Here is a 13,463-nt window from a genome sequence, read left to right as displayed (position 1 = left end):
GGGCGTGCCCGGTCGCCCGGGTGTCTTCGCGGCTTCCGAAGCGGGAGGCCCCGAGGGGTGGCTTCGCGACGGGGAGGGGGCCGGCTAGGCTTGGGGGCATGTCCGGTACATTCGAGGTCGCGGCGGCCACCGTGCGCGACGCCCTCACCGACGCGGGTCGGGGGCTGGTGGAGCGCGAGGCGATGGTGGAGCTGGTGGCGCTGTCGGCGGTGGCGGGCGAGCACCTGCTCGTCGTGGGCCCGCCGGGCACGGCCAAGAGCGAGGCGGTGCGCCGGACGGCGCGCGCGCTGGGCGGCACCTACTTCGAATACCTGCTGGGGCGCTTCACGGAGCCGTCCGAAATCTTCGGGCCGGTGGACCTGCGCAAGCTGCGCGAGGGCGTGGTGGAGACGGAGACGTCCGGCATGCTGCCGGAGGCGGAGGTGGCCTTCCTGGACGAGGTGTTCCTGGGCTCCACCGCCATCCTCAACACGCTGCTGGGCCTGCTCAACGAGCGCACCTTCCGGCGCGGGCACACGCGCATGCAGGTGCCGCTGCGCATCTGCGTGGGCGCGTCCAACGGGCTGCCGGAGGACGACGCGCTGGCGGCGTTCTCCGACCGCTTCCTGGCGCGCATCTTCGTGGAGCCGGTGCCGGACTCGCGGCTGGAGGAGCTGCTCACGGGTGGCGCGTCGCTGTGGACGGACGCGGCGCCGCGCGTGGCGTCGTTGGCGGCGCTGGACGTGGTGACGGGCGTGGCGCGGGGCGCGGACCTGGGGCCGGTGCGGCCGCACCTGGCGCAGGCGCTGCGGACGCTGCGCGGCGCGGGCATCGCGCTGTCGGACCGCCGGGCGGTGAAGGTGCAGCGGCTGGTCGCGGCGGCGGCGGCGCTGGCGGGGCGGGCGACGCCGGGCGTGGCGGACCTGTGGCCGCTCGTCTACGCGGTGCCCACGAAGGAGGCGCAGGCGCTGGCGCGGGACGTGCTGCGCGACGTGCTCTCCGCGTCGGAGAACCCGGCGCTGCCGGCCGCGGCGCTGGAGGCGAGCGCGGGGCCGCTCGCGCGGGCCCAGCGCATCGCGCAGGCGGGGCAGGTGCTGCTGGAGACCCGGCCCGCGGATGAGGACGTGGAAGGCCTGGCCGCGTGGCGGCTCAAGCTGGAGGGCGTGGCGCGGGAGATGGACGCGGGCTTCGCGCCGGAGTCACTCCCGGAGGTGCTGCGCGCGCTGCGGGGTGAGGTGGCGGCGGTGCTGGGCGACGTGGCGTCGCGGGCGGCGTGACTACCGGAACCCGTCGACGATGAAGACTCCCGAGCCTGAGAACTCCAGGGTGGCCATTCCAGGCTTGGAGCCCTTCATCTTCCGCAGCTGACCCTTCGCCGTCCGGGCGACCGCGCAAAGAGGGAGCCTCTCGCGGTCGGGCGGCTTGGCCTCGTAGTACCGGATGACGACCTGTTGCCCACCCGTCCAGATGCGGCCGTACATCAACGTTCCAGGCTCCAGTGGGCCCAGGCTGTTGTTCAGCTCGCTTTCGATGGGTCCTTCGCGCAGGTACACGGGATTGGTGTCTGCTTGGTTGACGTCGAGTTCCAGCGTGGCTCCATCGGAGACGCGCAGCCCCAGGAGCCGCATCGCCTTCAAGGCTTCTTCCGGGCAGGCTTCGGGCTCTGGGGTTCCGTCGGAGCGCATGGCGACCTGTCCTGGAATGGGAGCAGAGGTCGCGCAGCTGGTGAGGAGACCCAGAAGCAACAGAGAGCAGGAGCGAATCACGTGGGGAGGAGCCATGGATGGGAGGGTCTACTTGTGCGGGCCCGTCTCTTCCACCACGACCATTGCCTCTCGGAGACCGTCGTGACGGAAGAGTTCTAGGACGAGTTTCTCGGATCCCTTCTTGAAATCGAAGGTGCTCAGGTCCGCGACCACCGCGATGGTGCCCGAAGAGCCTGGGACGATTTCTGTCTGGTTCATCCGCAGCGCGAAGGGCCAGGCCTTTCCGGTGGATGCGACCGAAAACCGGGCTTCCTTCATCCGCCACGAAGTCTTCGCCGTCTGGTTCGTGATCTGGAAGACGACGGCCGTCTTGGTCGGATGGATGTAGCCACGGATCTCCACCGTTCCAATGTCGCAGGAGAACGTCCATGCGCGGAGGACCCGGAAGGGCGTCATCTTCACCGCGCTCTGGGTGAGAAGCGCGGCGAGCGCGTGGTCCACGGAGGTCTCTTCCTGACGGAAGCGCTCGTTCTCCTCACGGAGCTGCCGCTCCCGCACTCGTGAGTCCGACAGACGCGAACGCACGGCGCCAGGGCTCTCACTGTCTCGAAAGACATTGACCTGTTGATCCGCCTGTCCGTCCTCCGGAGCGGTGAGCGTGAAGGGGATTTCCGTCCCATCCTGGAGCGTCACCTGAAGTAGGAAACCATCCTCCGGCGGCAGGCTCTGACGCGGCACCAGCAGCACGGACTTCCCACCTGACAGGACGGGTTCGAACCGCCCTTCCCAGCCCAGCAGCGCGGTCCGCCTCGGGTCCACGTCCTGCTCGAAGCGCAGCACCGTCGCGATGCGCGAGCCCACGTGGATGCGAGGCACTTCCTGCTGCGGGTCGTCCGACAGGTAGACGTTGCGGACCAGGGGCTGCCGCTCCTGGGCGGTCGCCACCGTGGCCGTCAGGAGCAGGCCCAGCAAGAGGCTGTCGAGGCACTTCCTCATGGGGATGGCAACCTAGCAGGTTCTCATGATTGGCAACTACCTTTCGAGGTAGGTCGCCGCCCCTGAATCCATGGGGTCGTGGGGGGTGTGGGGACGCGCTGGATTCAATGCGTGACGCGCTCCGGGGTGATGACCCGTGAGGTTGCGTGTCTTGTCCGTGGGCCTCTTGTCCGGGGTCCTGGCGGTGCGCGGCCCCGTATCCGGAGCAGGCCGGAGCTGACTAGACTGCGGGCGTGATCGACGGGCGTCGCGCCGGTTCAGCCGTGCAGGCCATCTCCTTGCTCCTGGCGCGGTGCCGCCCGGTGGTGGAAAGAAACCGGGAGTCATGAGGCCGCCACCGGAGTCGGAGCGCGCCGTCGCGGGACTTTCCGTGCGCTGGCGCCCCAGGGCCGTCCCGCTGGAGCCTGTCGCCGTCGCGGGCGTGGGTCCGGTCGCGCGGGCACTGGGGGCCCGGGCGGCTCGGGCGGACGACGCGATGCTCGAATCCTGGAGCGGGGTCGCGGGCCCGGACGTGCTCGTGCTCCTGGGCGTCGCAGCCTCCCTGCCCTGGGTGGAGGGCGTGGTCTACCTGGGACGCGACCCGCTGGCCCCCGGGCTCCTGCTGCCGTGCGCATTGGAGCCGGAGGTGGCGGTGTCCCTGCTGGAGCGCGCGTTGCTCGCGGGGCAGGGGGATGCGCCGCTCGTCGTGCTGCCTGCCTCCGCGCGGCTCGTGCCGGTGGGCGCGGCCCAGCGGGTCGTGCGCGCGTCACTGGTCGCGTGGCTCGCGCCTCCAGGGGCGCGGCCGTGACCGCGCTGCCCCCCATCCTTCGCCCCTGGGCGATGCAGCTGTCCCTCTTCCCGGATGACCTCGCGCTCACGCTGGGGCCGCACGTGGCGCGGTTGTCGGCGGCGCTGGGTGGGCTGCGGCCTCGCGGCGAGGCCGAGGGTGGAGAGCCGCAGGGCTATGACGGGCTCACCCGCCGAGGGCCCTTCGACCGGCTGCTCGTCAGTGAATGGCTTTGGGCGCTGGACACTCCCGACGAGCTGGTGCGCCGCGCGGCGTTCGGCGAGCTGTCCTTCCTCAAGCCCGCGTTCCGGCAACCCCAGGGGGCGCGGCGCACGGTGGTGCTGCTGGACGCGGGACCGGATCAACTGGGCCTGCCCCGCATCGCGCACCTCGCGTTGCTCATCGTGCTCGCGCGGCGGGCTGAAGCCGCGGGGGCCGCGTTCATCTGGGGCGCGCTCCAGTCCTCTCCTGAGTCCGCCACGCACTCGGGCCTGGAGGTCCCCTCGCTCCTGAAGTGGCTGGAGGCCCGCTCCATCGAACCGGCTTCCGCGCGCCACCTGACCGCGTGGCGCGAGGCGCTGGAGCTCCAGCATGCACCCGGGGATGCATGGCTGGTGGGCGCCGCGCGCCTGTCACGACTCGCGGGCGCGGAGGGGATGTCCCGCGTGGAGGTGTCCGAGCCGATGGAGCCCGGCGCGCACCGCCTCACGGTGGACGTGCGGCCCGCGTCGCAGGTCGCCCGGTCGGTGGTGCTGGAGCTTCCTCCTCCGGATGACTGCATCCGCCTGCTGCGCAACCCGTTCGAGCGGCGGACCGTGGCCCCGGTGTGGACGCGCAAGGACCGGCGCCTCACCCACTTCGCCTTCTCCGGCGATGGCCGGCGCATCCTGATGCACCACTCGGACGGCAGCGTCGCGGCGATGGCGGTGCCCCACTCGCCTCGCGCCACCGTGCCCAAGCCCCGGCGCGTCCAGGTCCCCGGAGGCCAGCACGTCATCGCGGTGGGCTGGCGGTATTCAGGAGGACTGCTGGTGCTGGCGCGCCAGGGGAACGACTACGTGATGCACGGGCAGGTGCGTACGTCGGCGGGGTTCCGCAAGGTCCACTACCAGGTGGCGTCGGAGGTGGACCGGCCGGAGTCCCTCCCGGGAATGCAATCGCTGCCCCTCGTGAGCTGGCAGGAGCCGAACGGACAGGAACACCTCTGGTTGAAGGACGCGCAGGACGGCCTGTTCCACCTGCCTCCTCCCGGGCGGGATGGGGTCTCGTCGCTCCTCCGGGTGGATGAGAAGGTCTCCGCGCTGGCCGAGGTGCTGTCCAAACCGGTCTACGTCACCCGTCCCCAGGCGGGCGGAACGGGGCGCGCGATCATCGCGCGGCTCGGGGTGCTGGGAGAGGCGGCGCCCCGCATGATTCCTCTCAATGCCCGGCACGGTGAAGCGTACTTCGGGTATTCGCCTTCCGGAGGCCATGCCTACGCGGGGTTGCTCGTGGTGCGCCATCAGGAAGAGAACTGGCGGCTGTTCCTGGACATGGGCGTGACGCAGGTCGTGGTCCCCCCGGCGTACCGCGTGGTGGGGGCGGTGCAGCCCCCCGCGCCCTCGCCGCCGGGGGTGCTCGCGCTGGATCCGGACCGGCGCACGTTCCATTTCTTCTCGGAGCAGGCGCCCCGGACGCTGGTGGCCGCCACGGACGAAGTGGTGCAGGCAGCGGCGAGCCATGGGCAGCCTGTGTTCGGTTGGCTGACGAAGACGGGCGAGCTGGTGCTGTGGGACCTGATGGAGCAGACGGTGCTCTACCGCGCCGTCCCGGAGTCCACGCCATGAGCGCCGGAGCCGGAGTGCTGCGTCCCCGGGCCCACGTGCACCGGGGGACGGTGGTGGCGGCGGCCTTCTGGTTCCATGCCGGAGCGCTGGGCGTGAGCGAGGCCCGCCGTCGCGTGCTGGCCGCCTGGAGGCCCGGGGCCTCGGTCTGGGTTCTGGACGGAGGCTACCTGTTGCGGCTGCCGGCGCCGTGCAAGGTCGCCGTGGAGGCCGCGCCGGGACTGCCGCTGGTGTTGGAGTCGGGTGTGCTCACCAGCGCGCCGCTGACGCCGAAGGAGCGTGAGCGATTGGCGCCGCCGCCGGGCGCTGTCGTGCTGGTGCTCGCGGGGCGCGCGCGGGTGCACGTGCCGGGGGAGGCCCGACAGTTGGAGCCGGGCGCGTGGTTGGACGTGTCCGGGTGGCAGCGGATGACGGTGAAGGGATTGGGCGCGCCGCCGCCGGTCATGCAGCACGTGCTGGCGCCCCTGCCGCCACCCACGCGCGAGTCGTTTGGACCCGGCGTGCCCGCGCTCGCGCCCGAGGCCCAGCGGATGCTGGCGCGCATGGAGGGCAGGGCGGTCCCCGTCGCGCGACGGGAAGGATTCTTCGCGCGTTTGCGCAAGGCGTTCAGCGCGCGGTCCCAATCAGCCCAGGGAAGCGCGATGGCGGTACGTCGCGCGGGCCTCCTCGCCCGACTGCGGAGCGCGTTCTCCCCCGGCTTGGAGGCCACGGGGGACCACCACGTCACCGGCTCAGGGCCGGAGTTGTGGCAGCGCCTCTTCGGAAGTGTTGCCTCGCGCGAAGGACTGACCCGCGCCGCGCAAGACACGTCGTCCTCCACACCCGCGCGTCCCAGTTGGTTCGCACGACTCATGTCCGGGCTGCGAGGAGACACGGGACCTGCGGATCCACCGTCCTCCCTGTCCGCAGGCTCCCGGCCGGCATCCCCCTCGCCGTTGATGCAGGCCCTGCGCTCGTGGTTGCGCGCCTTCGCCAGAGCCCCGGATGCGAAAGAGGCCGCGACCCCAAGCCCACGCGCCGACACGCCCACGTCCCCACGCAGGCCCCCAGGCCCCGGCGCGCTCGCCCGGCTGAAGTCGTGGATGGCGGAGAACACGCCCCTGGGGCGGCTCGTCCTCGAGCGCAAGCGCGACTACCTGCGCCGCCTCCTGGAGCTGTTCGACCAGGGCGACATCGACGAAGCCCTGCGCCACGCGATTCCACTCGGCAGGGACCCCAGCCCCGATGCGCAGCTCGCGCTGGGGGTGCCGTCGCCGCGCGAACACCTCCACATCCAGCCGACCCCGAACAGCGGCCCCCCCCAGATGTTCGGCGGCGGCGCCGTGTTCGAGACCCTGCGCCAGCGCTACCGCGACATCTTCCGCCGCCTGGAGCGCGAGGGCCGCATCGACGAAGCCGCCTTCGTCCTGGCGGAGCTGCTCAACGCGACGGAAGAAGCCGTCTCCTTCCTGGAGCGCCACGGCCGCCTGCGGCTGGCCGCGGAGCTGGCCGAAGGTCGCGACCTGCCCGCCGGCCTCGTCGTGCGGCAGTGGCTGCTCGCGAAGGACGTGGGCCGCGCCGTGGCCATCGCCCGCCGGAGCGGCGTGTTCGCGGACGCGGTGCTGCGCCTGGAGAAGTCCCATCCGCGTGAAGCGGAAGCGCTGCGGCTCTTGTGGGGGGATGCGCACGCGGAGGCCGGAAACTGGGCCCGCGCGGTGGAGGCCGTGTGGCCGGTGGTCTCCGCGCGCCCCCTGGCGAAGGCCTGGGTGGAGCGGGGCGTGCTCGCGGGCGGCACGAGCGGCGCGAAGCTGCTCGTGCACCAGGCGCTCGGCTTCCCGGAGGGCTTCAGCGCAGCGCGCGGGGCCGTGGAAGCCCTGCTGTCGGACGAGTCCCCCGAACGCGCGCCGGAGCGCTTCGCCTTCGCCACCGAGCTGCTGCGCCAGGAGCCCTCCGACGCCTACGCCGCGCTGCTCACCCCCACCTTGCGCTCGCTGATGCGCGACCGCGCGACGGAGCTCTCCGTGCCGCTGGACGCGCTCATCAAGCGCCTGCGCAACGTGAAGGAACCCGCGATGGCGGCGCTGCGCCTGGACCTGCACCTGCCCGCGGAGCCGGTCCTCCGCGCGTGGTCGGAGCTCCCCGAGTCGGAGCGGATGGTGACGCCGGTGCTGCGGGACAGGCACGACGCGGGCGCCCACGCGGTGCATGACGCCGTGGTGCTCCCGGGCCAGCGCGTGCTGCTCGCGCTGGGTGAGGCGGGCGCTCGGCTCGTGGGCCCGGACGGGCGGACCCTGGCCTGGTTCGACGTGCCGGCGTTCTCGCTGGTGCTCTCCTCGCAGGGGGACCGGGCGCTCGCGCTCGCACGCCGGGGCGACGTGTGGCGCCTGTCGAGGTTGGACCTGGTGGCGCGCCGGGCCACGCGCTGGTGCGACACGGAGCTGGGTGCGTGGGCCCCCACGTATGACGGGGACCGCTGGTTCGTCGCCGTGCGCGACACCGTGATGATGGTGGATGCGCTGGCGGAGGACCTGCGCTCGCTCTGGCGCGTGCCCCAGGTGGGCGGCGCGGTGGTGGAGGTGGCCGCCGACGCGCAGCACCTGTCCTTCCTCGTCCTGCACCTCTCCGCGGCCCAGGACTTCGGGCTGCTGGAGCGCTGGGGCTACGCCCTGGCGGGAGGCCCCACCCTGCGCCAGCGCGCGCACGTGCCACGCCTGTCCCGCGCGCCGGACATCCACGCGCTCACCCCGGACGGAGAGGTGGCGGCGGGGCGGCGCGATGTCACCGAGGAGGAACAGCTCCCCCCCTGGCCCGTCCTGCCGTCGTTCGTCGGGCGGCGCAACCACGCCATCCCGTGGAAGGATCCGTCGCGCGTGGGCATGGTGCTCGCGCACGCCTGGCACGTGACGCGGTTCATCGAAGGCTCGCTGCACACCGCCGTCCTGCGCGACCTCGCCGGACATCCGCGCGTGAGCTTCCAGTTCTCCGGCCTCCCGCCCCAGGTCGTCCGGCTCACCGACGACTGGTGCCTCGTCCACGACCTGCTCGGCCGGGTGGTGTGGGTGGACCTGCACTCCGGCGCGGTCCACGCCGTCCCGGTGGACTGAGCGTCCGGGCGGAAGCTCAGGCGCAGCGCAGGTGGCTGGGGATGATGACCATGCTCGCGGTCAGCGCGCACGCGGCGTCGTCCACCTCCAGCACCACCCGCACGCCCTCCACCGTCACCAGCAGCGAGGGCTGCTCGCTGTGCAGCGCCATCAACCACGAGGACGCCAGGGGCAGCTCCGTGGCCGCCAGCTCCGCGGCGCGCAGCAGGTGCACGCGCACCGCGTGGCGGATCGCGTCCGGCAGCGCATGCAGCGAATAGAGGGACTCGTCCGGCAGGCGCAGCGTGTACGGCATGCGCGGCGGCTCCGGCGTCCGGCGGGGCAGCTCGCGCACGCGCTCCGCCAGCTCCGACACCAGCGTCTCCGGCCGCGAAGGCTTGCGCAGGAAGCCCACCACCCCGCCCAGGGGCACCTCCGGCGGACCACTGGCGCTGGACATCATCATCACCGACAGGTGCCGCAGCCGGGCGTCCGTGCGCATCCGTCCGTACAGCTCCCAGCCGTCCACGCGCGGCAACATCAGGTCCAGCAGGACGAGGTCCGGGTGCTGGGCACGTGGCCGGTGGCGCAGCCAGCTCAACGCCTCCGCGCCGTCCGCCACGAGCGACACCACGAAGCCCGCTTCGCGCGCCGCCCGGCCCACGCCCTCCCGCCACGTCCGGTCATCCTCGACGAGCAGCAGGTGGTGGATGCCCATGGCCGACCTGGATTCCACCTGCATTCCTGTGTCGGGATGAAGCAGACCCAGGTCGAACGGGCCCCCCAGCGTTGGCTGCCCGACATTGTTGGGGGCGCACTGTTCTCCCCGGACGCCTCACGCTGGACATCGAAAATAACCGTCAGACTGTCTTGTTGCAGGGAGGGTGCAATGCACACCGTGGGGGCCGCCATGGCCTACCGCTTCCAGCTTGAACCGCAGGTGGTGCGCGCGCTCTGTGCGTGCCCGACGGAGGTGCGCGAGCAGCTCCAGGAGGAGCTGGGCGCGCTCGCCAGCCTGATGCCCGGAACACCCGTGCCCCTGCCCGCCAGGGAGGGCGCGGCGTTGCTGACCTGTGGCTTCCAGGTGCGCTACCGGCTGGAACCCGGGGAGGGCCTGCTGCGGTTGACCACCCTTCAGCCGCTCCGGGTGGTGCCTCCCCCGGCGTCCTGAGGGCGCGCACACGGTTCTTGTGGTGGTGGTGTGGGACGCCTAAGTCGGATGGGGCCTTTTTGGCCCCTTCCTTCCGTGAGCCCGCGCACCGTGCCCCACCAGCCCCTGGCCGATTTCCTCTTCGAGTCCCGCAACGTCCTCCAGGACGCGTGGATCCGCGAAGCGCCGGGCTCCGGTGATGTCTTCGCCCGCGTGCTCGACGCCGTGGCGGCCCGGCTGGCGAACCCCGGGGCGCGGGTTTCCGAGGACTTCGCGCGGGAGGCGGCGCTCCTCGTGCGGGGCCCCGACGGACGCCCCCGGGTGGCGGGCTACCGGCGCCTGCGGGAGACGGTGCTGCGGCTGTGGCGTGAGCGCTCCGGCGGGGACGCGGATCCGGAGCGGATGGAAGCCTTCCACGCGGCCGTGGACGCGGTGGAGGAAGCGGCGCTGGAGGCGTACGTCCAGGGGCGCCTGACCTCCGAGCGCGACGCGGCGGAGACCGGTGGGACGGACGGGCCCGGGCCGCGGCACTGGGAGGACATCTTCCTGCACCTGGGCGTGGGCGTGGGCGTGATGGACGCGGAGGACACCACGCTCGTGGCGGCGAACCCCGCGCTCGCGCGCATGCACGGACAGCCCGCGGAGGCGCTCAAGGGCCTGCGCCTGGAGGACCTGGTGGCGCCCGAGTCGCGCGGGGCGCTGCCCCGGCACATGGCCGCCGTCAGCTCCAAGCTGTCGCATGAATACGAGGCGCTGCACCTGCGCCGCGACGGCAGCCGCTTCCCCGCCTTCGTGCACGTGACGTCCCTGCGCGACGCCACCGGCCGCCGCGTGGGCCGCGCCGCCACGGTGCTGGACATCACCGCCCGGCGTCAGGCGGAAGCGGAGCGGCAGCGGCTGCTGGCCACCATCGAAGCGGAGCGCTCGCGGCTGTCGGCGGTGTTGGATCAGCTGCCCGCGGGCGTGCTCATCGCGGAGGCTCCCAGCGGCAAGCTGCTCATGGGAAACCGCGCGCTGGAGTCCCTGCTGGGCCAGCCGTTCCGTCCCGCCTCCAGCGTCGCGGACTACGACGTGGCCCACCAGATGTTCAGCGCGGACAGCCAGCTGTTGCCGGACGAGGCCTGGCCCATGGCGCGAGCGCTGCGCACCGGGGAGACGCGCACGGCGGAGCCCTTCCAGGTGCGGCGTCCGGACGGCACCACCGCGCACCTGCTGGGCTCCAGCGCGCCCGTGCGGGATGCGTCCGGCCACATCGTCGCGGGCGTCGTCACGCTGGTGGACGTCACCGAACGGCGGCGCGCGGAGGAGACGGCGCGCGAGGCGGCGCAGTTCGGTGAGCGGTTCATCGCCATCGTCAGCCACGACCTGCGCAACCCGCTCAACGCCATCCAGCTGTCCGTCACGAAGCTGCTGCACGGCGACGCGCTGCCGGAGCGCGACCGCAAGGCCGTGTCCCGCATCGCCCGCTCCGGCGAGCGGATGGCGCGGATGATCTCCGAACTGCTGGACTTCACCCGCAGCCGGCTGGGCGGCGGCATCCCCATCGAGCGCGTGCCCGGCGACCTGCGCGGCGTGGTGCGCCAGGCGGTGGACGAACTGGAGGCGGCGTGGCCCGACCGCACCCTCACGTTCCAGGCGGGTCCCGGCCGCTACGACGGCGCCTGGGACGCGGACCGGCTGCTCCAGGTGGTGAGCAACCTGGGCGGCAACGCGCTCCAGTACAGCCCACCGGACTCCCCGGTGCGCTTCACGCTGACGGACGTGGGAGAGCAGGTGGCGCTGGAGGTGCACAACAGCGGAACGCCCATCCCGCCGGACGTGCTGCCGCACCTGTTCAACCCCTTCCGGCGCGGCGGCGGCGGCAACACGCACGGCGGCCTGGGCCTGGGGCTCTACATCGTCGAACAGGTGGTGAAGGGGCACGGCGGGCGCATCGAGGTGCGCTCCCGCGCTTCGGAGGGCACCACCTTCCGCGCCCTCCTGCCGCGCGGCGCCAGTGCCCCGGTGCCCTAGTAGGCGGCGGCTAACTCGGACTGCGAGCGAAAGGGCTCCAGCGCGCGCATCAGGTCATCCAGGTCCAGCGGCTTCGGGATGGAGGCCCGGATGCCCTGGGGCACGGGCCGCGTGGCGCCCGCGCCCGACACGACGATGACGGGCAGGTTCTTGAAGCGCGGCTCCTTCTGGATGCGCTCCATCAACTCCCAGCCGCTCATCACCGGCATCATCAGGTCCAACAGCATCACGTCCGGCAGGGGCTGCCGCCGCAGGCGCTCCCACGCATGAAGGCCATTGCCGGCGACCTCGACGGCGAAGCCCTCCAGCGTGAGGAACTCCTCCAGCATCTCCCGGCTGTCGACATGGTCTTCCACGAGCAGGATGAGGCTTCGCATGGGCGCCTCAGCCTCCCCCCGCCCGGGTCCCCACGCAAAGTCCTTGTGTCCAGGGAACGTCCAACCCTGGACGGAAGGACTGTCCAATGTGAATCCGGCGGCACTGCGGGTGCCTCCCGGGGCAGGGGGAGGCTGCTTGGACCTCCCGGAAAAACGAGGATGGGGCCTCCCCCTTCCGCGCTCGGGAGCGCGGGAGGCGAAGACCCCACCGGGTGCTTCAGGCGCGAAGGCCGTGCGGCTCAGCCCTTGTAGTGGTGCACGGACATGATGGGGTAGTTCATCGAGCTGTAGCTGATGCGCTGGGAGCCGTCCGAGTTCACGTTGTTGGAGCCGATGAACTGGGCCTTGCCGTCCTTCCAGCCGGCGAACATCACCACGTGCTGGCCGCTGCCCACCTTCATGGAGACGACGTCGCCCGGCTTCGCGTCCTTGAGGTCCACGCGCTGGAAGTTCGGGTCCCGGTCCAGGTTGGCCTGGAGGGTCATCACGGAGGCGCTGTGCTGGCTGTCCTTGATCTGCCCGGCCTGCTCCAGGCACGCGGAGACGAAGTTGGCGCAGTTCACGTCGTTGGGGACCCAGTCCTCCATGTCCGCGCCCACGCCGCTGCCTTCCATCTTCAGCGAGCCGGCGTTCTTGCCCAGGTGCGACTGGGCAATCTCAAACGGGCTGCCACCGGGGCCCCGCGAGGCCGGGCCCGCGCCGCCCGGAGGCGCCGTCACGTTGCCCGAGCCGCTGGAGCCGCCCGTGCCGCCACCGGCCTTGGAACCGCCGCTGCCGGAGGTGCCGGGCTCGAAGGAGTCCTTGGAGCCGGGGATGTTCAGGCTCTTGCCGGCGTAGATGAGGTTCTTGTCCTTGATGTCCGGGTTGGCCTTCATCAGGTCGCCAACGCTGGTGTTGTAGCGCTTGGCCAGGGCCGAGAGGGTGTCGCCAGACTGGATGCGGTAGCTCATGTGGGGGGCTCCGGGTGGGAGCAGTGACCCGACCTCGGTCACCGGCTGCGATTGATTCCATTCTCGCCGTTCAAGAACCTGGGTTGCGTCCCCCACCTGCTTTTCCCTGAAAGCACGCACATGCAGGGGAAGGACACACCCGGGGCGGAATCCCCGTCACGAAAGCCCCACGCAGCGCTGACTTTTCCACCCCGGATGGATGCACGGGGTGGATGTCGCGGCGCGCAATTTCCCGGGATTTGCTAGCGGGCCTGCGCGTCATGCTTCTGGCGGGCGATGCGGCGGCTCAGGGCGTCCTGCTTCGCGTCGATGCGGGCGCGCTCGGAGGCGTCCAGGTGGCCGTCGTCGCGGCGGTCCTGGCGGATCTCCCGCTTCAGGGCGCGGTGCTGGCGCTCCAGGCGCGCGGCCTCGCGGCCGGTGAGCTCTCCGCTGCGCACGCCCTGGTGGATGCGCTGCTGCTGGTTCACCTGCCGCTGGTCGGCCTCCGCGGCCACGGCGGGCAGCGCTACCGTCATCCCCAGCACCGCCGCGAGCATCCCCAGTCCGTTGCGCTTCATGGTGTTCCTCCTCGAAACGCGCCGACGTCGTTGCCGGCGCAGCGTCCTTGAGGGGTTGAACCCGGGGGGCGCGCGGCGGTTGCG

At 72.0% G+C, this 13,463-nt stretch carries 12 protein-coding genes; 6 read left to right on the top strand and 6 right to left on the bottom strand.

All coding sequences use genetic code 11. The features are described from left to right. Nucleotides 1-98 precede the first annotated feature (98 nt). Entirely contained in the window at nucleotides 99-1,256 is a 1,158-nt protein-coding gene (locus D7Y13_RS27835; protein ID WP_120585421.1) for an AAA family ATPase, read from the top strand. On the opposite strand, the gene D7Y13_RS27830 is transcribed toward D7Y13_RS27835, so the two are convergent. Continuing rightward, nucleotides 1,257-1,664, bottom strand: a complete 408-nt coding sequence (locus tag D7Y13_RS27830) for a serine/threonine protein kinase (protein WP_341870443.1) — start codon at nucleotides 1,662-1,664, stop codon at nucleotides 1,257-1,259. 108 nt (nucleotides 1,665-1,772) lie between these two features. Beyond that, on the bottom strand, nucleotides 1,773-2,681 hold the full coding sequence (locus D7Y13_RS27825) for a DUF2381 family protein (protein ID WP_120534663.1): 909 nt from the start codon (nucleotides 2,679-2,681) through the stop codon (nucleotides 1,773-1,775). A gap of 325 nt (nucleotides 2,682-3,006) precedes the next feature. Between D7Y13_RS27825 and D7Y13_RS27820 the strand changes: the two genes are divergently transcribed. From D7Y13_RS27820 to D7Y13_RS27810, 3 genes are read left to right on the top strand one after another with little or no spacing between them, the layout of a single operon-like run. Continuing rightward, a complete protein-coding gene (locus D7Y13_RS27820; RefSeq protein WP_120585423.1) occupies nucleotides 3,007-3,468 on the top strand; it encodes a bpX5 domain-containing protein in 462 nt (153 codons plus the stop codon). Next, nucleotides 3,465-5,273, top strand: a complete 1,809-nt coding sequence (locus D7Y13_RS27815; protein WP_120585427.1) for an LpqB family beta-propeller domain-containing protein — start codon at nucleotides 3,465-3,467, stop codon at nucleotides 5,271-5,273. Before D7Y13_RS27820 ends, D7Y13_RS27815 begins: the two co-directional genes overlap by 4 nt. Continuing rightward, nucleotides 5,270-8,353, top strand: coding sequence for a bpX6 domain-containing protein (locus D7Y13_RS27810; protein WP_120585424.1), 3,084 nt, complete (start codon nucleotides 5,270-5,272; stop codon nucleotides 8,351-8,353). Before D7Y13_RS27815 ends, D7Y13_RS27810 begins: the two co-directional genes overlap by 4 nt. A gap of 16 nt (nucleotides 8,354-8,369) precedes the next feature. On the opposite strand, the gene D7Y13_RS27805 is transcribed toward D7Y13_RS27810, so the two are convergent. Continuing rightward, nucleotides 8,370-9,068, bottom strand: a complete 699-nt coding sequence (locus D7Y13_RS27805; RefSeq protein ID WP_233595880.1) for a response regulator transcription factor — start codon at nucleotides 9,066-9,068, stop codon at nucleotides 8,370-8,372. A 153-nt stretch (nucleotides 9,069-9,221) separates the two neighbouring features. Between D7Y13_RS27805 and D7Y13_RS27800 the strand changes: the two genes are divergently transcribed. Next, a complete protein-coding gene (locus tag D7Y13_RS27800; RefSeq protein ID WP_120534668.1) occupies nucleotides 9,222-9,503 on the top strand; it encodes a hypothetical protein in 282 nt (93 codons plus the stop codon). Nucleotides 9,504-9,578: 75 nt separating this feature from the next. Continuing rightward, nucleotides 9,579-11,495: a sensor histidine kinase gene (locus D7Y13_RS27795; RefSeq protein ID WP_244222380.1), complete on the top strand. Its 1,917-nt coding sequence runs from the start codon at nucleotides 9,579-9,581 to the stop codon at nucleotides 11,493-11,495. On the opposite strand, the gene D7Y13_RS27790 is transcribed toward D7Y13_RS27795, so the two are convergent. The 3 genes from D7Y13_RS27790 to D7Y13_RS45870 form a co-directional block, all read right to left on the bottom strand. Next, nucleotides 11,492-11,872: a response regulator gene (locus D7Y13_RS27790; RefSeq protein ID WP_120534670.1), complete on the bottom strand. Its 381-nt coding sequence runs from the start codon at nucleotides 11,870-11,872 to the stop codon at nucleotides 11,492-11,494. The genes D7Y13_RS27795 and D7Y13_RS27790 overlap by 4 nt on opposite strands. 239 nt (nucleotides 11,873-12,111) lie before the next feature. After that, complete coding sequence (locus D7Y13_RS27785) at nucleotides 12,112-12,822, bottom strand: LysM peptidoglycan-binding domain-containing protein (protein WP_120534671.1); 711 nt, start codon at nucleotides 12,820-12,822, stop codon at nucleotides 12,112-12,114. A gap of 242 nt (nucleotides 12,823-13,064) precedes the next feature. Then, a complete protein-coding gene (locus D7Y13_RS45870; RefSeq protein ID WP_120534672.1) occupies nucleotides 13,065-13,379 on the bottom strand; it encodes a hypothetical protein in 315 nt (104 codons plus the stop codon). Nucleotides 13,380-13,463 lie beyond the last annotated feature (84 nt).

Source organism: Corallococcus praedator, assembly GCF_003612125.1.
GTDB lineage: Bacteria > Myxococcota > Myxococcia > Myxococcales > Myxococcaceae > Corallococcus > Corallococcus praedator.
Note: the sequence above shows the minus strand (reverse complement) of the source record. Positions and strands in the feature narration are given on the sequence as shown.